This window comes from Dysgonomonas gadei ATCC BAA-286, from assembly GCF_000213555.1.
Lineage (GTDB): Bacteria > Bacteroidota > Bacteroidia > Bacteroidales > Dysgonomonadaceae > Dysgonomonas > Dysgonomonas gadei.
In genome coordinates this window covers 172463-193400 of sequence record NZ_GL891986.1, presented here as the reverse complement: position 1 = coordinate 193400, position 20938 = coordinate 172463, and the positions used below count along the sequence as shown (strand labels likewise).

The 20938-nt window shown below is 40.4% G+C and carries 18 protein-coding genes and 1 pseudogene; 7 read left to right on the top strand and 12 right to left on the bottom strand.

Translation table 11 applies throughout. The annotated features are described in order from the left end of the window. Positions 1-36 precede the first annotated feature (36 nt). The 5 genes and pseudogenes from HMPREF9455_RS14665 to HMPREF9455_RS14645 all read right to left on the bottom strand — a co-directional run bounded on the left by HMPREF9455_RS14665 (position 37) and on the right by HMPREF9455_RS14645 (position 5964). Positions 37-642, bottom strand: coding sequence for a hypothetical protein (locus HMPREF9455_RS14665; RefSeq protein ID WP_006800508.1), 606 nt, complete (start codon positions 640-642; stop codon positions 37-39). Further along, a complete protein-coding gene (locus HMPREF9455_RS14660) occupies positions 629-1117 on the bottom strand; it encodes an RNA polymerase sigma factor (protein WP_006800507.1) in 489 nt (162 codons plus the stop codon). The genes HMPREF9455_RS14665 and HMPREF9455_RS14660 overlap by 14 nt, the downstream gene beginning before the upstream one ends. A gap of 20 nt (positions 1118-1137) precedes the next feature. After that, positions 1138-1344 (bottom strand): annotated as a pseudogene (locus tag HMPREF9455_RS14655) (hypothetical protein); the annotation flags it as partial. Between the two features lie 114 nt (positions 1345-1458). Further along, the gene (gene glgP, locus HMPREF9455_RS14650; RefSeq protein WP_006800505.1) at positions 1459-4044 is read right to left on the bottom strand and encodes an alpha-glucan family phosphorylase; all 2586 of its coding nucleotides are present in this window, start codon (positions 4042-4044) and stop codon (positions 1459-1461) included. Positions 4045-4311: 267 nt separating this feature from the next. Continuing rightward, entirely contained in the window at positions 4312-5964 is a 1653-nt protein-coding gene (locus tag HMPREF9455_RS14645) for a glycogen/starch synthase (RefSeq protein ID WP_006800504.1), read from the bottom strand. A gap of 342 nt (positions 5965-6306) precedes the next feature. Between HMPREF9455_RS14645 and HMPREF9455_RS14640 the strand changes: the two genes are divergently transcribed. The 4 genes from HMPREF9455_RS14640 to HMPREF9455_RS14625 all read left to right on the top strand — a co-directional run bounded on the left by HMPREF9455_RS14640 (position 6307) and on the right by HMPREF9455_RS14625 (position 8860). Beyond that, positions 6307-6588: a hypothetical protein gene (locus tag HMPREF9455_RS14640; protein WP_006800502.1), complete on the top strand. Its 282-nt coding sequence runs from the start codon at positions 6307-6309 to the stop codon at positions 6586-6588. Continuing rightward, on the top strand, positions 6588-7127 hold the full coding sequence (locus HMPREF9455_RS14635) for a 1-acyl-sn-glycerol-3-phosphate acyltransferase (protein ID WP_006800501.1): 540 nt from the start codon (positions 6588-6590) through the stop codon (positions 7125-7127). Before HMPREF9455_RS14640 ends, HMPREF9455_RS14635 begins: the two co-directional genes overlap by 1 nt. A 106-nt stretch (positions 7128-7233) precedes the next feature. Beyond that, entirely contained in the window at positions 7234-8019 is a 786-nt protein-coding gene (locus HMPREF9455_RS14630; protein WP_006800500.1) for a nitrilase family protein, read from the top strand. Positions 8020-8044: 25 nt separating this feature from the next. After that, a complete protein-coding gene (locus tag HMPREF9455_RS14625; protein ID WP_006800499.1) occupies positions 8045-8860 on the top strand; it encodes an META domain-containing protein in 816 nt (271 codons plus the stop codon). Positions 8861-8975: 115 nt separating this feature from the next. Here the strand turns inward: HMPREF9455_RS14625 and HMPREF9455_RS14620 are convergent, their stop codons facing one another. The 4 genes from HMPREF9455_RS14620 to aldA all read right to left on the bottom strand — a co-directional run bounded on the left by HMPREF9455_RS14620 (position 8976) and on the right by aldA (position 13202). Continuing rightward, on the bottom strand, positions 8976-9554 hold the full coding sequence (locus HMPREF9455_RS14620; RefSeq protein ID WP_006800498.1) for a LutC/YkgG family protein: 579 nt from the start codon (positions 9552-9554) through the stop codon (positions 8976-8978). Then, positions 9544-10938, bottom strand: a complete 1395-nt coding sequence (locus HMPREF9455_RS14615) for a lactate utilization protein B (RefSeq protein ID WP_006800497.1) — start codon at positions 10936-10938, stop codon at positions 9544-9546. The genes HMPREF9455_RS14620 and HMPREF9455_RS14615 overlap by 11 nt, the downstream gene beginning before the upstream one ends. Continuing rightward, entirely contained in the window at positions 10935-11675 is a 741-nt protein-coding gene (locus tag HMPREF9455_RS14610) for a (Fe-S)-binding protein (protein WP_006800496.1), read from the bottom strand. The genes HMPREF9455_RS14615 and HMPREF9455_RS14610 overlap by 4 nt, the downstream gene beginning before the upstream one ends. Before the next feature lie 90 nt (positions 11676-11765). Continuing rightward, positions 11766-13202 (bottom strand): aldehyde dehydrogenase, encoded by a 1437-nt coding sequence (gene aldA, locus HMPREF9455_RS14605; RefSeq protein ID WP_006800495.1) that lies wholly within the window; start codon positions 13200-13202, stop codon positions 11766-11768. Positions 13203-13370: 168 nt separating this feature from the next. Here aldA and HMPREF9455_RS14600 point away from each other — a divergent pair, with 168 nt between their 5' ends. Further along, positions 13371-14321, top strand: a complete 951-nt coding sequence (locus HMPREF9455_RS14600; RefSeq protein ID WP_006800494.1) for an NAD-dependent epimerase/dehydratase family protein — start codon at positions 13371-13373, stop codon at positions 14319-14321. 56 nt (positions 14322-14377) lie between these two features. Here the strand turns inward: HMPREF9455_RS14600 and HMPREF9455_RS14595 are convergent, their stop codons facing one another. Further along, positions 14378-14734: a hypothetical protein gene (locus HMPREF9455_RS14595; protein WP_006800493.1), complete on the bottom strand. Its 357-nt coding sequence runs from the start codon at positions 14732-14734 to the stop codon at positions 14378-14380. Between the two features lie 391 nt (positions 14735-15125). After that, positions 15126-15551 carry an organic hydroperoxide resistance protein gene (locus tag HMPREF9455_RS14590; protein WP_006800492.1) on the bottom strand — a complete coding sequence of 142 codons (426 nt, stop codon included), beginning with the start codon at positions 15549-15551 and terminating at the stop codon, positions 15126-15128. Positions 15552-16894: 1343 nt separating this feature from the next. Here HMPREF9455_RS14590 and HMPREF9455_RS14585 point away from each other — a divergent pair. Further along, positions 16895-17809 carry a dimethylarginine dimethylaminohydrolase family protein gene (locus tag HMPREF9455_RS14585; RefSeq protein ID WP_006800491.1) on the top strand — a complete coding sequence of 305 codons (915 nt, stop codon included), beginning with the start codon at positions 16895-16897 and terminating at the stop codon, positions 17807-17809. An 11-nt stretch (positions 17810-17820) separates the two neighbouring features. Continuing rightward, positions 17821-18300 (top strand): hypothetical protein, encoded by a 480-nt coding sequence (locus HMPREF9455_RS14580; RefSeq protein ID WP_044216388.1) that lies wholly within the window; start codon positions 17821-17823, stop codon positions 18298-18300. 85 nt (positions 18301-18385) lie between these two features. Here HMPREF9455_RS14580 and HMPREF9455_RS14575 read toward each other — a convergent pair whose 3' ends face one another. Continuing rightward, positions 18386-20926 (bottom strand): alpha/beta hydrolase family protein, encoded by a 2541-nt coding sequence (locus tag HMPREF9455_RS14575; protein WP_006800489.1) that lies wholly within the window; start codon positions 20924-20926, stop codon positions 18386-18388. Positions 20927-20938: the final 12 nt, after the last annotated feature.

The following is a 20938-nucleotide window of genomic DNA, read 5'->3' as shown; positions in this document are numbered from 1 at the left end:
TGTATGACTTTTATATAAATCCAATTATGATACGAACTATTTTGATTTAAGGAACTCAATATCCTTATCTAAACTAATGTATAGATTTTTGTATTGGGGACGAAAATATTTTATGTACCAAGGAATAATAAGAAGTATCAGGATAAGAAATATTAAAAGAGGTAATAAGTTCTTTATTAATTCGTTAAAATCATTAATTACAACCCAGGCAATTCCAATTGCCCAACCATAACAGTATATAAGGGTAGATATAAACTCAACCATTTTTACATGATTAAGTTTTTGTTTAAAAGAGAAAATAGATTCTTTAATAGCAATATCACTTTTTATGCTTTGTAATAGTCGAAACCCATTAATTTCGAAAATTGTTTTTACAAAAAGAAATAATCCTGTCAACGAAAGTGGTATGACTGATTGTATTGATAAATTCAATCTTAAAATAACAAAAGCATATATCATAAGAGATGCATAAACAGTTAAAAAAGAAAAGTATACCAGCATTTTCTTTTTTTGCAGATTTAGAGTTTTTAAAATTATGTTGCTGTGACTTTTCTTAATAATTTCTTCGACATCTACCTCACTTGATGATGCATCAGCAAGGTTTATTTTCTGCCACATCAGTTTTATATCATCCTTTTCCATTTGTAAGTATTTTATTTAATTTGTTTTTTATCCGATTAATTTTAACGCCAATATTACTTTCCGAAATGCCTATAATCACAGAAATTTCTTTATACTCATATGATTCCAAATAGAGTAGAATTATCGCCTTTTCAACTTCTGTAAGATGGAGAATTGCCCGGTACAATTTATCCTTATTTTCAGATTCGAGGTGATAAGTATCATCCGGCTGCCTATATTCATATTCGGTAAGTTCAACGTGAATAGGACGAATACTTTGTTTACGGAGTATGTCAATGGCGGTATTAAGAGCAATTTTATATAGCCAAGTCGAAAAGGATGATTGATTTTTAAAATTTGGATACGCTTTCCAAAGTCTGATAATTATTTCTTGATAATAATCTTCTTTGTAAGGGTTTCCATAAAAGTAAATATTACAGATTTTTTGTAATATACCTTGAGATGCATTAACTTGTTTAAAAAATTCTTTTTCCACAATTAAAATATTGAATCGTTTTATAGGTTAGTCGTATGATTCACATAAAATATTACATTATCTTGGATTTGTTTTATCATTTGCTTTTCTAATGATTTCAATTTATGAGAAAGGGCTTCCATATCTTGACTGGTTTTCTCTTTTGTTATCTTGGCGTAAATCCGGGTCGTTTTGATATTAGTATGCCCCATCATCTTACTGCCCGTTTCTATTGGAACTCCCTGTGAGATAGTAAAAAGTGTCCCGAACTTTTTACCATAAAAACAAACCCTAAAAGTTGTCAAACTTTTAGGGTTCATTTTATCGAGAACTGTTATTCTCTTATTTTGCTTTAAAGACTATCAAATCCAGCGTACATAAGCAAAGTCCATACGGTGAGCCATGTCCGGATGTTTAGGGAACACACGGTATGCGAAATTACACAAGCCCGGTATTTTAGCTTCGGCATTCATTTCGAAATACAGTTTCGATCCTTCCTGCTTTACTAACTTGAATTCCTGAGTCGATATGAATTTGTCAACCTTCTTCTCCGCGTCATATTCGGTAAGTACACATTCTACGCCTAGATCACCTTTCATATCCTTCTTGTCAAGGACTACTTCCACTTTCAATTTCTCACCTTCAGTAAGGTTAGGGGAGGACAGTCCGGCGCCGTCTCTTAAATCTTGCCCGTTGAATGTCAATTGTTCTATGGTGAATTTATCCCAGTTAGCGGCAGTATCTTCTTTCCATGCTGCCAATTCTTTAGCCTTGGCATAGTTGTTTGCTGTAACCAACTTAGAACGGCTTTCTTCCGGTTTATAGAAGTTCTTGATATAATCGTCGATCATACGCTTGGTTGTATATTCCGGAGCGATATTGGCGATAGAGTTCTTGATATACTGAATCCATTCAGGGGAATATCCTTTCGAATTGCGGGCATAATACAATGGAAGTATCTCGTTCTCGAACATAGAGTATATTTCCGAAGCATCCAGTTCATCCTGATATGCCTGATTGGTATAAGTGCGTTTCTCTGTCAGACACCAGCCTGCATCTTTGCGATAGCCTTCATACCACCATCCGTCAAGGACAGAGAAGTTAAGCACCCCGTTCATTTCTGCTTTTTCACCGGATGTACCGGAAGCCTCCAATGGGCGTGTCGGCGTATTCAACCAGATATCAACACCTGATATAAGGCGTTTGGCAAGACGCATGTCATAGTTTTCAAGAAAAATGATCTTTCCGAAAAATTCAGGACGGCGCGAAATCTCTACAATCTGTTTGATCAAACCTTGTCCGGCTCCATCGGCAGGGTGAGCCTTTCCTGTATACAGGAACTGTATCGGATATTTCTCGTTATTTACCAGTTTCGATAAACGGTCGAGATCAGTAAATAATAAGTGAGCACGCTTATATGTCGCAAAACGACGGCCGAAACCTACAAGCAACGCATCGGGATTGATCTTATCCACAATGTTGAATATTGCAGACGGCGCTTTCTGGTTCTTTATCCATCCTTCTTTCATTTGCTCCTGAACATAAGATACCAGACGCTTCTTCATTGCCAGGCGCAGTTTCCAGATTTCAGCATCGGGAACACTGTATATATTATCCCATATTTCATGATTAGACTGGTCGTTATAGAAATTCTTATCGAATGTCCTCTCATATAGTTCTTTCATTTCCTTCGCTGTCCATGTCGGCATATGTACACCATTCGTTACATGTCCTACATGCAGTTCTTCGGGGAAATATCCCGGCCATACAGGCTGGAACATATGACGCGAAACGATTCCATGCAGGTAACTTACGCCATTGGCTTCAAGGCAGGTGTTTAGTGCAAATACACTCATGCTGAACTTTTCCCCGCTACCCGGATGCTCACGTCCCATGTCTACGAAATCCTGCCATGAGATACCCAGGCGGGCCGGATAGCTGCCAAGATATTTGCCAAGGAGACCTTCATCGAAATAGTCGTGCCCTGCCGGAACGGGAGTATGCACTGTGTACAGACCTGAAGCACGTACAACTTCCAATGCCTGATTGAATGTAAGCCCTTCACCTTCGATAAGGTCAAGTAGGCGCTGAACATTAATCAATGCGGCATGGCCTTCATTACAATGATATATTTCTTTCTTAATTCCCAGTTTGTTGAGTAGTAAAATACCACCGATACCCAACAGGTATTCCTGTTTCAGACGGTTCTCCCAGTCGCCACCATATAATTGGTGAGTAATAGGACGGTCATATTCACTATTCAAGTCAATATCAGTATCAAGTAAGTAGAGACTAATACGTCCTACATTTACTCTCCATACGTTTGCATAGATATCTCTATCCGGATACGGTACAGCCAGAATCATCTGGTTTCCGTCTTCGTTCAATACCGGATCGAGTGGTAGTTCGCCAAAGTTCTGCGGCTCATAATTAGCTACCTGCTGACCGTCAGGAGAAATAGACTGTGTGAAATATCCATAACGATACAGGAATCCAACGCCTGTAAGGTCTACATGGCTATCACTGGCTTCTTTCAGATAGTCACCCGCCAATACTCCAAGACCTCCTGAGTAAATCTTCAATACATGCGAAAAACCATACTCCATGCTGAAATATGCAACGGATGGCTTTGCTTTATCAAATTTTTCGGCTATATATGATTCGAAATTCTTAATCACTTTTTTCACTTTATCCATCAGGATAGAGTCTTTAAGAATTTCGTCAATTCTTTCATAAGAAATTTTCTGTAGTAAGATAACCGGATTGTGTTCGCTTTTTTTCCAAAGTTCAGGATCAAATTCAGCGAAAAGGTCTGTTGCGTCGTTGTTCCATACCCACCATAGATTACGTGCTACTTTTTCCAGTGGCAGTAATTCTTTCGGCAGATTCACTTGTGTATACGCACTCCTCCAAGAGGGAGTGTTAGAATAACTTGCTTTAATTCTCATAAATATATTATTTAAACTTTGTAAGTGACTGATAGAACTTGATGATATGTTTTCAGATTATAACGTACTTTTGTTTTTCTGCTTGCCCGAATAATAAATAGGTCTGTGACCTCAGATTCCTTTCTCATTCCTTATTATAACGGATATGTTTTGCTGTTTGTTTATTATTCGAAACTACAAATATAATGAATTTGGAACGTTCTATTGTTATATATTTTGTTTAAGTCTTACCTGCTTGTTGCAAACGTTTGCAATGAAATAAGAAATTCAGGTACGGCTTGCCGCTTCAGCTAAAGCAATGCGGTAGGCATCCTGGTAATATTGATAGAAATGTGCCCAATCGGCCATATCTGCCCTATCTAATGCTGCCTGACGCAAGATCTTCTCCTGCTCATTACTTTTTGTCGTCATTTCGAATACGCGGTTGCAGATATCTTCCGACACTTCAATAAAGTTGTAGTCATCACGGGTTATAACCTCAGCTCCGTCGTCCATACCTTTTTCATCGCCCATTTTACGCATCCATAATCCGAATCCGGCTAAAGATGTCGTAATAGTAGGTACAGAGAACGCAATACTCTCGTGTGGTGTATATCCCCAAGGCTCATAGTAAGAAGGAAATACGGTGACATCCAGCCCTATTAGCAAATCGTAATACGGCATATTGAAGATACCATCATTCCCATTGAGATAGGATGGAACAAAGATAATTTTCACCCGGTCTTCGGCTTTGTTCTCCATTTTCAGATAATTAATCTGGTTCAGTACCGAATCGTGATTCATATTACGAAGCCAATGGGTGATATGCGGATGACTGAGAGCAGTTCCCGGAGTCTTTTTTAATTTTAATCTGTCCTGCAGATCGGCACGGGGACCGCTAATCCATGCCGGCACCATTATGAATGCGATCACATCTTTTTCGAGCTGTTTTATCTGCTCCAGTCGGTGCATAGCGTCGATAAACACATCTATGCCTTTGTTGCGGTACTCATAACGCCCGCTGGTAGCAACCAGCAGAGCATCTTCCTGGATATCGTACCCCAATAATTTCTCGGCTACATTAATGAGCTTCTTGCGTGCTATCAGGCGTTTTTCTTCGTGTTCCTGTCCTACCGGAATAAAATCTTTCTCGAATCCGTTAGGCGTAACTATAGGGTCGCGATGAAGCAACTGGCGGCATTCCCGGGCTGTAATATCGCTCACAGTCGTAAAACAATCTACATGCCGTGCTGCGGCCTTTTCTATTGAGTGCTTTGCTTCCATGTTCAGTTCGCGTGCCATCTGGTCGCTATCATAGGCCGACAGATAATTATAAAGAGGCTTACCGTTTCCGGCTATAGAACGTCCGATAGATGTGGCATGTGTGGTAAATAGCGTCCCCACTTTCGGTAGACGGTCTTTTATGTATAATGCACCCATTCCCAACATCCATTCATTGAAATGAGCGACTACATTTTTATTCTGAAGTTTATGATATTTATAGAAACTTTCGATAACTGCACCCGAAGCATATGCAAACATACATGATTCGTCATAGTCGCCATAAGCATTCAGCGAGTCTACACCAAACTTATGCCACATATCGCCGTATATCGCATCTTTTGCCGGGAAAAACTGATTGAAATTAACCAGCACCACAATAGGTTGCCCCGGAACATCCCAGCGACCTATCCGGATATTTAATTTATCTTGTTTTATTGCTGTTTTTTTCCAGTCTGCCAGAAGTGCCTTATCTTCTTTAAACCATGGACTTTCTTTCTCTGTCCACACATCCGGACCTATAAATACAACCTTGTCTTTGCATACATCCTGCATCGACTTGGCTCTGGTAGATAATACCGTATATATTCCTCCTACTTTGTTACAAACCTCCCAACTTGCTTCGAAGATATAATCCGGATTATTATTTTGTTTTGCCATATTATATTAAGGTCTCAGACCTGTTTATTACTTTGTTAAGCTTAATAAAGACAATAAGTAGCTAAATTGAGATGTATATCATCAGAGACACTCTTTCCCTTAGTTGTACAATATTGCTTTGCGGTTTATTTTATTTAATACTTATTAATTTCTAATGCGTAAGTTTATGAGTATCTTTTTTAGTACCTTTGCCACGCACTTTAAGGCTTCAGACCTATTTATTGCTTATCTAAACACAACAACGCTTGTTGTTTATGATTTGGAGATAAGACATAAAATACCTCTTCGCTTCAAAGGAGCACAAAGATAATAAAGATATAAACGTATAAAAAATATTTTCTTATGAGTAGCAGACGAAAACTAAAAAAAAGTATAATTGCAACGATGGAATTACTGTATGTAGACTGTCTGTTTTATAAGATATTCGTAGTCGATGCGGATAAGGAAGCTGCCGACAAAGTCATTACCCATATAGTAGAAGTCCAAAACGAATTGCTGAAGCGTGTGAATGTAAATGAAGGCAAGGATGTGAAAGGCAGAGTTAAGTCTTATTATAAAAAATTAAGAGTTGATATCCAGGAACAAACAAATACGATTGCCAAAGAAATAGCAGCTCTGGGTTAATGAAAAGTTTCAGTAATTTTATTCTCCGTCTTATCGGGTGGAAAATAACCGGGCAGACCGAGCTGCCTGAAAAATGTGTTATCTGTGTTGCACCGCATACAAGTAACTGGGATTTACCTTTAGGATTGACTGTTTATAGTGCATTAGGCAGAAAAGCATCATTCCTGATCAAGAAAGAGTGGTTCTTTTTTCCTATGAATCTTATTTTCAAAGGACTTGGCGGTATTCCTGTAGACCGTTCACGAAAAACTTCACTGACTGAGCAGATGTCGGAAATATATGCAAAGAGAGAAAATTTTCAACTGGCTATAACTCCTGAAGCTACCCGTAAACTGAATGCAGAATGGAAAAAAGGATTCTATTTCATCGCTTTGGCTGCTAATGTACCGATTGTTGTTGCAGCACTCGATTATGGTAAGAAAGAGGCTGACTTTAAGAAGATTCTGATGCCTACAGGAGATGTGGATGCCGATCTGGAAATAATTAAAGCCTGCTATAAAGGAGTGGTTGCAAAGCACCCTCAATATTTTTCTTTGTAGGAAGTAAAGAGTATAAAACGGGAGTAAAAGAGAAAGAGTTAACTTGTATCTCGTCTACCCTTAACTTACAACTATCCATAGTATAAAATCATAACTATAACGCGCTATGCTACAAGACTGTAAACTCAGGATTAGTCTTGTGCAATACGACATTGCATGGGAAAATAAACAAAAGAACCTCGATTATATACATACTGTTGTATCAGGTCTCGAAGGTAAAACCGATGTTGTAATTCTACCCGAAATGTACACTACAGGTTTTTCCATGAACAGCCATAATCTGGCAGAGCCGGTTAGCGGTAATACTATAACCTTATTGAAACAGTGGGCTGCGCAATATGATGTTGCTGTATGCGGTAGTTATATAGCCGAAGAAAATACTGATTTTTATAACCGGGGATTTTTCATTACTCCTGATAAAGAATTCTATTACGACAAACGCCATCTCTTCCGCATGGGAGCTGAACCTCAGTCTTTTTCAGCAGGAGGTAAACGTTTGATCTTTGAACATAAAGGCTTCAATATCTGTTTACTTATTTGTTACGACTTACGGTTTCCCGTATGGGCAAGAAATATTGATAATGAGTATGATCTGCTCATTTACACGGCTAACTGGCCGGCTTCACGGGCAAAAGTATGGAACGCGTTGTTAACGGCCCGTGCTCTTGAGAATATGGCTTATGTATGTGGGGTAAACCGGATAGGAAAGGATGGTAACGGACTGATACACGAAGGCGGCTCAAAGGTTGTCGATGCCAAAGGGGATGAAATACTCTCTCTCGGCCTGAACCTAGGGCAGGTCGAAACTGTTTGTTTATCAAAATTGGAGTTGGAGCAATTCAGGGCTAAATTTCCAGTATGGAAAGATGCCGACAGATTTGAATTAAAGTAATAGAATTATCATTAAAATATTAATTATGAAACGTATTTTAAATCCGGCGGTTCTTGTAATCGCAATTATAACACTTACATTCGGCTTACAAAGTTGCAATTCAGCAAAACCGGTTGATAAAACCCAACTGGAAGGTTATTGGACACTTAAAACTCTGAAAGGTGAAGATGCTAAAACAGCATTTGCGGGAACATTGCCCTATCTGCAATTCGATTTCGCTAAAAATCTGGTCTCCGGTAATGGCGGATGTAATGGATTTACGGGAGCTTTTACACTGACAGATAAGAATGAATTTTCTGCACCTAATCTGGCTGCAACAATGATGATGTGCGTACAAGCGAATAAAGAGCCCCAGTTTTTCACAGCCCTTTCTACTCCTAACCTCATCTTGTCATTAGACAAAGAAGGGTTACTGACGTTGTCTGAAGATAAAACAGTGATACTACAGTTCGAAAAAGGCGAAGCTCCTAAAGTAGCAGCAGCTACGGATATTGTAAATGCAGAAAACTTAGCCGGAGCTTGGACCCTTACGTCTATAGCCGGTGGCGATATGGCTACATTGTTTACAGGAAAAACTCCTACGTTGGAATTCACAGCAGATGGAAAAGCATTCGGTAATGGAGGTTGTAACACATATCGTACATCATACACACTACAGGAAAACACGGTGACTTTTGGCCCAGTGATGTCTACAAAGATGGCTTGTCCGAGTCTGAAAGGAGAAGGTTTATTTACAGGACTTCTTGCCAGTCCACTGCAAGCCGGATTGAATGGCGATAAACTGACATTCTCCAAAGAGGGAAATGTCGTACTTGAATTTGTAAAAGGAGTGGCAGAATGATTTTTTCTGTCTTATCTAATATAAAAGCGCTTGTAAGCAAAGTTTGAATCTTTAGGCGTTTTAAGTATTTATATTGAATAGAGTAGGGGTGAAAAATTTTTCACCCCTATATTTTCTACTTCAATATAACCGTCACTCCTTTTGCACCATGTGCCCCTACAACCAGCGACTGTTCTATATCAGCCGTTTTAGACGGGCCGGAAATAAATACACCGAAACCATAGTCATTAAAGGTTAGCCTATCATAGGCTTCATGCATATTATTTACCACAGCCTTCCTGTTGAGTACGATAACCAGGTATTCTGAAATAAAGTAAACCACTTTCTCCTTTACATTCTGTGGAATCCATACACATCCGTTTTCGGCAACACCGACTTCTCCTTCTATTATAGCCAGGTCTATCCCATTCAATTCGTGCGGATCCGCGGCATTATCCGGATTGATGGTTGCGATAGTGATGTCGGGCAAATTGGAAGCTATCACTTTAGCGTCGGCGTATAACGAACGTATAACTTCATTTATATCCTCCCCCTCTTTCAAGACAATCGCATCTCCTCCTACAGCCTTACTTATTTCTATAAATTGGGCGACTTTATCGGGATATTGTATTCCTTCTATATCTATATCGGGCATCTCATACCTGTCTGTTATATGCCGCCTTATATTTCCTAATATATTGTTTTTACTGTTCATCGCTTCCTGCTTTATTCGTTTGTACTTTCCCTTTTTTCCACATCTCGGTAAACGATTCGCTGGCAAATTGTGGCAGTTCTCGTCCTTTACCCCAATCGTTTAATCCGTTATACAGCATAAATCGTGGCAGGTGATTTACAACCGGTGCAAATTTCAGTCCTGTCTTGTATAAAGCCGGGTGCATAAACAGGAATTTCATACCCCATGACATTATCTTCTTCATCTTATCCGCCTTGTGAAACGAATCTAGATTCTGCCGCCAACGGTATATCTGATCTGCCAGATCTATTTTTACCGGACAAACATTGTTACATGAATAGCACAGCGAACAGGCCGAAACATTATCAGCGTATTCTTCCGGCGATTTCAGCATTCCCAGATTAATACCTATAGGACCGGGTATAAAATAAGTATAGGAATACCCGCCGCTTCTCCGATAAACAGGACATGTATTCATGCATGCCCCGCAACGGATACATTTCAGTGTTTGTATATGTTCCTTATTTCCGAGTATTCCACTTCGTCCGTTATCGACCAGTACAATGTGCATTTCACAACCTTTGCGCGGCTTGCGGAAATGGGAAGTATAAGTCGTTACAGGCTGCCCCGTGGCCGAACGCGCGAGCAGACGGGTGTATACACTCAAGGCACGGTGGTCGGGTATAATCTTCTCTATTCCCATCGATACGATGTGTACTTTGGGTAGCGACGTACCCATATCCGCATTCCCTTCGTTGGTGCAGACTACTACGTCACCGGTCTCCGCCACACCGAAGTTGGCCCCCGTCATACTTGCACCGGCTGTCAGGAATTCATTGCGCAAATGCTGACGGGCAGCGCGGGTAAGGTATGTAGGATCACTGTTATCTTTTTCGGTATGCAACTTATCTTCGAAGAGCTTGCCTACTTCCTGCCGCTTCAGGTGAATCGCAGGCATTACAATGTGGCTCGGCGGCTCGTTCATCAGTTGGAGAATGCGCTCACCCAAATCACTCTCGACCACATCTATTCCCCTGTCTATCAGGTATGGGTTCAGGTGACATTCTTCGGTAAGCATAGATTTACTTTTTACCAGCTTCTTTACATTATGTTTCGACAGGATATCATAAACAATTTGGTTATGCTCCGCCGCATCTTTTGCCCAATGAATAATAACACCGTTGGATTCGGCATTACTGACAAATTTTTCGAGATATTGGTCGAGATGGGTAATGGTATGCATCTTCACCTTCGCAGCCAGTTCACGCAAGTGCTCCCATTCGGGGATAGCCATTGCCATGCGGTCGCGTTTTTCGCGTACCATCCAAAGGGTTTCATTATGCCATGTCTCCTGCTCTTTATTAGCAATAAAGCGGTCTGCCGCCTTCGTATGTTTTGTACTCATAGTCCCGCAGCTAAAATTTGAATAACATGAATAAACTTAATAGGAAGGTTCTCTCTGCTGACCACTCCCTGCATATGCATCAGGCATGAACTATCGGCTCCGGTTATATATTCTGCCCCGGTAGCCATATGGTTCCTTACTTTATCCTGCCCCATACATACAGATACGGAAGGTTCTTCGATAGAAAACATTCCTCCAAAGCCGCAGCATTCATCGACTTTCTGAGGTTCCAGTACTTCTACTCCCTCTACTAAGGACAGTAAATCCCTGACCTTTGAGTAACGGGGAATATTCAGTTCGCTTGCCGAAGACAAATGTAGTTCCCGCACGCCGTGGCAACTGTTATGTACACTCACTTTATGAGGGAAGTTACCCGGAAGTTTGTCCACTTTCAATATATCGTGAAGGAACTCGCACAGGTCATATATTTTTCCGCTTGTCTGGCACAGATGCTGTTCTTTCTCCAGCAGGCGGGGATAATTTTCTTTTACAAAAGCGGCGCAACTGGCCGACGGAGCGACGATATAGTCGTATTTGTCGAAAAGTTTTTCGAACTGTTTTGCCAAAGGAATGGCTTTGTCTTCAAAACCTGCATTCGCCATCGGTTGCCCGCAACAGGTCTGATCGATGGGATAATCCACATCCACACCCAGATAATCGAGGAGCTTGTATGAGGCTACCCCCACTTCGGGATATATGGCATTTACATAGCAGGGGATAAATAATCCTACTTTCATCTTTATCTTAAATTAGTTGATCGCTATAAAGGTAATAATATAAAAAACTACAAAGCCAGCAGTACTTTGAGTTTTTTATTATTAGACTTATCAGCCTTTTGTTTCCAGATACACTACATGTGTCTGAAGATATTCTTCAAGCCCGTGTTTACCATCAGCGCCGCCGATTCCCGATTTGCGCCATCCGGCATGGAATCCCTGCATAGCTTCAAAGTTTTCACGGTTGATGTATGTTTCTCCGAATTTAAGCGCTCTTACCAATTTGAATGCAGTATCCAGATTCTGAGTATAAACGGAAGATGTCAGCCCATATTCACAATCGTTAGCCCATTCAATGGCATCGTTTATATCGGAAAATTCAACGACAGGCAATACCGGACCAAATGTTTCTTCTTGTATAATATCCATTTTCTGAGTGGCATCAGCGAGAACAGTAGGCTCGAAGAAATAGCCTTTCGTTCCGATACGCTTGCCGCCACAAAGAAGTTTACAGCCCTGATTCACGGCTTTCGCTACTTTTTCTTCCACTAATTTTAATGCGTTGGCTTCTACTAGAGGTCCCATATCCAAATCTACTATTTCGGAAGGATTACCCGCTTTGACGGCTTTCATGCCTGCAACCAGTTTTTCAAGGAATATGTCTTTCACTTTCTTGTGTACATATACCCGTTCGGCACAGTTACAAACCTGCCCTGTATTGATGACACGGGATGCGATTATCGATTTCACCGCCAAATCTATATCAGCATCATCCATAACGATAGCCGGAGCTTTTCCGCCCAGTTCGAGGGATACTTTTGTGATATTCGGAGCTGCGGCAGCCATTGTCTGTTGTCCTGCGCCAACGCTTCCGGTAAGGCTTACCATTCCTACTTTCGGGTTAGCAGCCAGTTCGTGCCCGATAACGGAACCACGTCCCATTATAAGGTTGAATACACCGGCAGGCATACCCACTTCTTCAACTATCCGGGCGAATACATATGCATTCTCAGGAGTAATCTGGCTGGGCTTTACCACGATTGTATTTCCCGTCACCAATGCAGGAGCAGCCTTACGGGCAATGAGGAAGAACGGGAAGTTCCACGGGAGAATACCCGTAGTGACACCGATAGGTTTCTTAAACAGGAAAATGTTTTCGTGCGGACGGTCGCTCTGGATAATTTCACCTTCATATCTGCGTGCCCATCCTGCCATATATTCGAGATAATCGGCTGTGAAAAGGACTTCTACGTTTGCCAGTCCCTGAGTTTTACCACCTTCACGGACAATGATATCGGTCAGTTCTTTTTCCCGTTTGCGGATGCCTGCTGCAATCTTGATCAGATAGCTTGCTCTTTCTACGGCAGGAGTAGCTGCCCATTTATCCTGTGCTTTTTCGGCCGCATCTATTGCCTTGCGGGCGTCTTCGATTGTGCCTTCGGGTTGCCGCGAGATTACTTCTTCTGTCGACGGGTTCAGTACGTCTATCCATTTTCCGGATGCGTTTTCTACAAATTTGCCGTCGATAAACATTTTTAGTTCTTTCATGGTGTTTAATGTTTATATTATTAATATACAGGTATTATATAGCTAAATTCGGAAACTAAAATTATAAAAAAAAGAGCATACCGCATTACAAAATTTGATATTATAGTTTCAATAAATGACTATATAATAATAAACTAGACTTATCTTTACGGCTTAAATAAACTTAACATGAAACGAATAGCAATAACGGGAGCGGCAGGCAATCTTGGCGGACTATTAGCTCAGGGGATGAAAGATATGGATGTGTATCTAAATCTGCTGACACATAAGAAAGATATTGCCGGGAACCTGAAAGAAAAAGAAAATATATCCGTTTTCAAAGTAGATTTAGCAAGCAAGGAGACATTGTGCGATGCACTCGACAATGTCGATGTAATCGTTCATTTTGCGGGAATACTATTCAAAGCGAATCCCGAAAAATTCCTGCCTACTACGAATACTCAATACTTCAATAACCTGTTAGATGTTGCTATCCGACAAAAAGTAAAACGCATCATCCTTATCAGTTTCCCTCATGTAGAAGGTGAATGCAGCCCGCAAAATCCGGCGACCGGAGTATTGGACGGAAAACCGGAATCCATGCATGCAAAAACACGTCTTGAAGAAGAAAGACTCTTGTTCCGGTATGGAGAAAAATGTGGTTTCGAAGCTGTCTCTTTGCGGGTAGGGATGGTGTATGGTGAAGGAATTCTTATGATAGATGCAGCACAATGGTTTGCCCGTCACAGGTTGCTGGGAGTGTGGAAGAAACCAACCGATATACATCTTATCTCGAAATCAGATTTTGTGGATGCAACTATTGCGGCCACTCTAAACCCCGGTGTAAAGGGAATTTATCATATTGGGGATGAAGGTGTACAGACTTTGCAACAGTTTCTTGACGATATAACAATCTATAAAGGAAATCACAAACCGTGGCGCATGCCCGTGTGGATGATAATGACGGCTGCACGCGGGTTTGAGTTGTTCTCTGTTTTTTTTGGTACGCAAAGCCCGTTGACTGTTGATTTTGTAAAAATAGGAATGGTGTCTTATTATGGAGATACGAGGCGTATGAGAAAAGAACTGCTTCCCGAACTGAAATTCAAGACATACAGAGAAGGTATTGAACTGTTTTGAAAAAATAAAGGGAAGAATAAATCCTTCCCTCCAATTTGTTTAATAAACATCACATCTTATTTATTAGCTACAAGAACACCTTGTGTCTGCTGATATGTAGCATTTAATATTGCCAGATATTTACGGTATTGCTGTGCAGATAATACAGATTTTGTGTTTGCCAAATTGAAGGCTAAGGCTTTCCATGCCCCCTCTTTGTCGTTATCCTGCAATGCATCTTTCAGCTTCTCCGCCGAATCGTAGAATATATTTCCGAGTTGTTCTTTCTGTGCAGGAGTCGCCTGTACATAATCGGTTACTGTATTGAATGTGCTCTTGTTATTCAATACCCACAAAACCTCATAATCGTTGCTCGCAAATGAACTGATACTGAACGCCAGTACCGCTACAAATAAAATTGATAACCTTTTCATAACCAAAAAATTTTAATTTAAAAACAATCTTTATAGACTTACAGGCATAAAAAAAACAAAGAAATCCCATCTTGTTCATGGTATTCTTTGTTCGTTATACTTGTAAATTATTGATAACCTAATTCACGATACAAATGTAAGGAATAATTTTTGATTTAATGTCTTTTTGGCATAAAAATATGCATTTATATGTCATATATATTTTCTATTGGGTTTTTGTGAACTTTTTTGATATATGATTGTTATATGGAAACTCACTAAATGTAAAACAAATTACAGCTGAAGACATACCTAGTTATTATCAAATAAAAAGCGTGAACATACGCTCACGCCTTTATCCAAAAAATCAATCCATATATAATAATAAATACAGGGCAGTAAAACTGCTTAATTATTTATTCTCAGTAGTCACTTTCAAAGTTACTTCTATATTGTTTCGTGTAGCATTGGAGTAAGGGCATACCTGATGTGCTTCTTTAACCAGTTCTTCAGCTTCTTGCTGGCTGATCCCTTTTATATGTACATCCATTTCCACAGCCAGTTGAAAGCCGCCACCTTCTTTTGTGCCAATACTTACCTTGGCGGTCACTTCCGGTTTTATGTGAATCTTTTTGGCTAGTGAAACGTGGCTTAGTGCGCTGCCGAAGCAAGCGGAATAACCTGCCGCAAAAAGTTGTTCAGGATTAGTGTAATTACCACCCGGGCCGCCCATTTCTTTAGGAGGTCTTACTTCCAGGTTCAGTACTCCGTCCGAAGACTTGACACTACCGCTTCTTCCTCCTACCGAGGTAGCTACTGCTGTGTACATTTTTTCCATACTACTGTTTTTTATAATTTGCCTAGTTAGTATAATAAAACAATAGTAAGACTTGTATTGTTCAATGATAGCTATAATAAAGAATATAAGACATAATAGGGTAATGACACGGAATTTATTTTTTTTGAGAAAGTTTATCTATATATTAGCCGATAGCCTTTAGCTGTCAGCTTGTAGTTCTTTGAAAGATTGATTCGTAAATCTGTAGATTAGCATATTAGCAAATGAGTGAAATAGTGTAACCTTTGTAACCTTTTAACAAGTAATAAGTTTTAAGTAATGAGTACAAAGTTGAAAGAACTGTATTTACTTTTACCATAAAGTCTCTTGTGCGATAGCTAAAGCTAACGGCTAATAGCTATCAGCTAAAAGCTGAAATATGTGTTACCTCTGTTACTTTTTATTTAAACACAGAATAAAAGGAGTAGCACGGAGTTTTTTTTTATAAACAGGATACCCCGCTCTGCTCAACACGATAAGCTAATTATTATTTTCCATTCTTAATTATGTCAATCAGTAGTTAAAGTAACTATTGTAGTATAAAATTGTTCTATTTTTTCTAACGCGCCTATCGGCTTGTTTTTCATTTTGCCTTGATGCAAAACGAAACAAAAAATCAAGGCTGCATCCCTCCGGCGACCCAAAACCGCAGCTGCGGTGGGGCAAAATAATACGGAATCATCTTTTACCGGATTATCAGCCGTGTATAGCAGCTACCCTATTTTGCCCTACACCTCCGCTTTACGGATTGGGTACCCCGCCTGAGGGCCGAGGCCGTGACCTCGATGCGGCGACAGGACAGAGGCTCTTCATGCTTTAGCTCCACGTGCGTCAGCCCTTGCGCATTAGTGAAGCAGGCGGGGTACCCAATCCGTTGCAGGCGGCGTAGAATCAAACGGGGCGATAGCCCGTTTGTTTGATTCAGCCGTCAAAACGGTTTTGGGTCGCCGAGGAATTGAAAATCGAGGAGCGTAGGCGACTCAACAGAAGCGCTAGCCTTTTGGTTCGTTTTGGGCAATGCCAAAATGAACGTTTAAGCGCAACGAAGTGGAGCTGAAAAGAATTGAACATTAAAATCCAACTACTAATTCGCATTAATTATTAATTGTTTTCTATGTTACCTTTGTTACTCTTTAACTATATACAATTAAAGAATGTTAGAATTTTGACATGAAAATAGTGAGAAAATTGTCAGATATGTCAGGTTTTAACTAAACAGAGTTAATTAATGTAAATAATATTAATGGTTGAAATTTTCGCTTTTCGTGCGTTTGCCCTGTAAAGACTTAAAGAGTTATCCCTTATTTTTATAAAAGCACTATCTTTGCACAAAATAAGAAGTTATGATACTAAATATACAAAATGAAACCGCACCACTGAAAACCGTTGTGTTGGGGCAGCCTTATTCGTTAGGGAAAGAACCTGCACCGGAAGATACATATGATGCGAAATCTTATGAATCTGTCCAAAATGGTACTTATCCTAAGGAAGAGAATATCGCCGATGAAATGACCGCATTTGAAAAAGTTTTCTTAAAATATGATGTGGAAGTTCTTCGTCCTCTTATTTTGCCCAACTGTAATCAGGTCTATGCCCGTGATGTAGCATTTGTAATTGATGATAAGATTATCACATCAAACATTATACCCGATCGTGCGGATGAGCAGGAAGCGTATGCGCCTATCTATAGTCAGATAGCTTTCAATAAAATATATAACCTGCCCGAGAAAGCACATGTAGAAGGTGGAGACGTGGTCTTGTATGGTGATACCGTCTTTGTCGGTACTTATATGGAAAGGGATTATCCTGAATACAAAACCGCCAGAACAAATGCGTATGCAATAGCTTTCCTTCGGGAATTATATCCTGAGAAAAATTTTGTGGCACTCGAACTGGAGAAAGATGATACCGACCCCCGTAAAGGTATCCTGCATCTCGATTGTACTTTCATGCCGGTAGGTAATGGTAAGGCCATTATCTATAAAGATGGTTTCAAAAACGAAAAAGACTATAATCTTCTGGTCGATTTTTTCGGTAGGAAGAATATTTTCGAGGTTACGCAGGAGGAAATGTATTATATGAATACAAATGTATTTTCCATATCTCCTACAGTTGTTGTAAGTGAAGAACGTTTTACACGCCTTAATCGCCATTTGGCCGATGAATGGGGGTTGACAGTAGAGGCTATCCCTTATTTCGAAATATCGAAAATGGGAGGGTTGCTCCGTTGCTCTACACTACCATTAGTTAGGGGATAATCTAGTATAAAATGAATATGCTTAAATCTTTGGGGCTTTTTATTGTTTTTATGTTTGCGTCCGTTACCTTATCTGCACAGATGATCGGCGCAGGCATACAAGCGGCAAAAAGTGAGAAAGTTGAGTTCGCAGCCAATATACATACCAGATATTACACATACAAGGGGGATGTAAATTTCTTCCTGTTTGGAGGCTTGGATTATACAGGAGGCAGTACCAAACTTTCAGGATTGAATACGAAGGCTATTTCGCCCACATTGGATTTTGCAAGTATGGTTTTTGGAGATTATGCCGATAGAAGTGTTTTGTGGCTGTCGTGCGATGCGGGGTATTTACGGAACTTTAATGAAAAAAGGGCGAGCGGGATTGTGCTTACTCCTAATATTATGTGTGCTTATAGTTTGTTTTATATAAAGACAGGGTATGATATGAATGTGTCGCGTGGCAACAATCAATTTTTCGTACGCTTGGGACTGATTCTTTCATTATAATTAATAAGTATTGAGTATTAAGTATTAAGTTGAAAGAATTTCAAACCACTTATTACTCAATACTTACTAATTATCATTCATAAACTTATTTTGCGTCGGGGTAAAGTCCTTTCCACCAGCCATTATCGTCCTTCAGCCATTTGGAAAACCAGGCCATTATGGAATTGTTCCATTCCACACGCCGTTTGTAATTCATTACTCCGTGGTTTTCGTCTTTCACCTGTATGAATTCCGCCGGGCGGCCCAATATCTTCAAGGCTGTATACATCTGGATACTTTCGCCTATAGGCACATTGGTGTCGATCGTACCGTGTGTAAATAGAATAGGTGTGTGTACTTTGTCGGCGCTGAACAACGGACTTTGCTTTACATACAGGTCGGGGTTGTTCCACGGGTAGCTGTGAGCACTTGCGCCCGAACTATAAGTGTATCCCCAGTATCCTTCGCCCCAGTAGCTGCTGATGGAACTGATTCCCGCATGGGATACGGCAGCAGCGAATATGTCCGTGCGGGTTTGCAGGTACATGGTCATAAATCCGCCGTATGACGCGCCTACACAGCCGATTTTCTTTTCGTTTACATAAGGGTGTTCTTTTACAAACTGTTTTACTCCTTCTATGATATCTTCGGCGGTACGTTTACCCCATGCATTGACGTGCAGGGCTGCAAACTTCTGTCCGAAGCCGGTTGCGCCGCTCGGCTGTATAATATACACCACATAGCCTTGCGATGCAAACACATGGGCAGGATACGGTCCTTCAAATGTACGGGAAGTAGGGCTGGTACCTCCGTAGTAATATACGATCATCGGATATTTCTTGGACGCGTCGAAGTTTGGCGGCAGGTAACAACTGCCTTTAATCTCTGTTCCTGCGGAATTGGTAAAATTCCAGTCTTCTGCTTTTCCGAGAGTCATTTCAGATAGCCTGTCGTTGTATGGGTCGGCTACCATTGTCGACTTTTGATTTTTTATATCATACAGATAGGCACGGGTAGAGTTCGACTGGCTTACGCCGAAATAGATTGCGGACAGAGCATTGTCAGCCGTAGAGAATGAACGGATGACTTCTTCATTCAATGGTAATTTAGTGAAAGTCTTGCCGGAAGGATTGTATGCATACATATTCACATAGTCCTTGTCGGTAGTACGGAAATAGATCAGATTGTCTTTCTTGTTCCAGAAACTATTGTCGATACTCGGATCGAAATTCTTTGTGATCGGGTCAATCTGTTTTGTGCTTAAGTCCATGATAAATGCGAGGCCATTATAGCTATTGGCTATTTGTCCGGCATCTATATTTTGTCCTATGCCGCCAAAGGCTTCGCCGGCACCCGATATAAGGACTTTTTTACCGTCGGGGGAAAAAGTCGCGCCATATGCAAAACCTTCGTTTGTCCATAAAGTATCTACACTCATAGTCGGCAAATCCAGCTTGAGCATTGTATATTTACGGAACGGACGTTCGGTCACTGTTTCATCGGTAAAAGAAACCAGAAGCTGTTTTGAGTCGGCGCTGATGTCGTTGAGCCATGTCGTATGCGAGCCATATGTAAGTTGCTGGCTTAGACCCGATCTGATGTCGTATTTATAGATGAACGAACGGTTAGTGTATCCCGGTTGGCGGTCTTCGGGTGATAATAAAAGCTTTAAATCTCCTTTCGTCTCTTCGCCCTTTTCCTGTTTGGTATAGAAAAGAGTTCTTTCATCGGGGGAGAAGGTCATATACTCGTCCGGAATGTTCTTTGCTAGGATCGTTTCCTGTAATGTCGCGGGATCGATGGAGATCAGATTTGTACCATCTTCGGTTTTTAGTAAGTAGAACATTTTTTCGCTTACAGGCATCCAACTTAACTGTTTTTTACTGCCATCGGTATCCAGAAGGATTTGTTTGCCTGTGGAGACATTATATAATTCGGTAGTGGATACACTTTTCTCTCCGAATGTATTTCTGTACGAGATCAAAGCGTATTGACCGTTTGGCGACATGCTGGTATTGGTTACTCTTTTACCTAAGAGCATATCGGTAAAGTTTACGAACCTTTTGCTCGTATTTTGAACTGAGAAGGTCGTTTTATCGTCCCCCTTCTCGTTTTCCAATACAATTTTGAAAATAGGAGAGGACTTATCTTCCGCTGAAGCCAATAACTTTATTACAACACGGCTGGATAAAGGATATGGGTTGAAAGCAGCAGTAACCTCTTTTTCATTTCTGAAGTTTTCTTCCCTGGTGGTTTTCGATGTGCTGAGTTTACCATCCACATATAGCTCGAACATATTCGGAGAGGTTATCTTTAAGGATAATTTCGCATAACGGTCGGCCTGTACATAGAATGAAAATAGTTGGAAAGTATAGCCTTCCCTTGGCTTTTCCGCATAAAAATATCCGGCAGTGTCGGATTTGAGAGGTCTTACAAAAGCGGTTTGCTCAGGAATGGTCAGATTCATTTTCAATAAATCCTTTTCCGAATACTTATCTCCTTTCAGATTGGTAGAGTCTACAATTAACGGATTGATAACAGCAACGGGCGGAGCTGCATATATCTGGGGTAATTTTTGTTTGATCTGAGAAAACATGCCTATAACGGATGTAAGGCATAGGGCGATAACCGACAATCGTAATTTCATATATTTTATAAT

Coding starts and splice junctions, on each gene's coding strand:
- HMPREF9455_RS14665 (WP_006800508.1), bottom strand. CDS start 642: ATGGAAAAGGATGATATAAAACTGATGTGGCAGAAAATAAACCTTGCT.
- glgP (WP_006800505.1), bottom strand. CDS start 4,044: ATGAGAATTAAAGCAAGTTATTCTAACACTCCCTCTTGGAGGAGTGCG.
- HMPREF9455_RS14645 (WP_006800504.1), bottom strand. CDS start 5,964: ATGGCAAAACAAAATAATAATCCGGATTATATCTTCGAAGCAAGTTGG.
- HMPREF9455_RS14640 (WP_006800502.1), top strand. CDS start 6,307: ATGAGTAGCAGACGAAAACTAAAAAAAAGTATAATTGCAACGATGGAA.
- HMPREF9455_RS14635 (WP_006800501.1), top strand. CDS start 6,588: ATGAAAAGTTTCAGTAATTTTATTCTCCGTCTTATCGGGTGGAAAATA.
- HMPREF9455_RS14630 (WP_006800500.1), top strand. CDS start 7,234: ATGCTACAAGACTGTAAACTCAGGATTAGTCTTGTGCAATACGACATT.
- HMPREF9455_RS14625 (WP_006800499.1), top strand. CDS start 8,045: ATGAAACGTATTTTAAATCCGGCGGTTCTTGTAATCGCAATTATAACA.
- HMPREF9455_RS14620 (WP_006800498.1), bottom strand. CDS start 9,554: ATGAACAGTAAAAACAATATATTAGGAAATATAAGGCGGCATATAACA.
- HMPREF9455_RS14615 (WP_006800497.1), bottom strand. CDS start 10,938: ATGAGTACAAAACATACGAAGGCGGCAGACCGCTTTATTGCTAATAAA.
- HMPREF9455_RS14610 (WP_006800496.1), bottom strand. CDS start 11,675: ATGAAAGTAGGATTATTTATCCCCTGCTATGTAAATGCCATATATCCC.
- aldA (WP_006800495.1), bottom strand. CDS start 13,202: ATGAAAGAACTAAAAATGTTTATCGACGGCAAATTTGTAGAAAACGCA.
- HMPREF9455_RS14600 (WP_006800494.1), top strand. CDS start 13,371: ATGAAACGAATAGCAATAACGGGAGCGGCAGGCAATCTTGGCGGACTA.
- HMPREF9455_RS14595 (WP_006800493.1), bottom strand. CDS start 14,734: ATGAAAAGGTTATCAATTTTATTTGTAGCGGTACTGGCGTTCAGTATC.
- HMPREF9455_RS14590 (WP_006800492.1), bottom strand. CDS start 15,551: ATGGAAAAAATGTACACAGCAGTAGCTACCTCGGTAGGAGGAAGAAGC.
- HMPREF9455_RS14585 (WP_006800491.1), top strand. CDS start 16,895: ATGATACTAAATATACAAAATGAAACCGCACCACTGAAAACCGTTGTG.
- HMPREF9455_RS14580 (WP_044216388.1), top strand. CDS start 17,821: ATGAATATGCTTAAATCTTTGGGGCTTTTTATTGTTTTTATGTTTGCG.
- HMPREF9455_RS14575 (WP_006800489.1), bottom strand. CDS start 20,926: ATGAAATTACGATTGTCGGTTATCGCCCTATGCCTTACATCCGTTATA.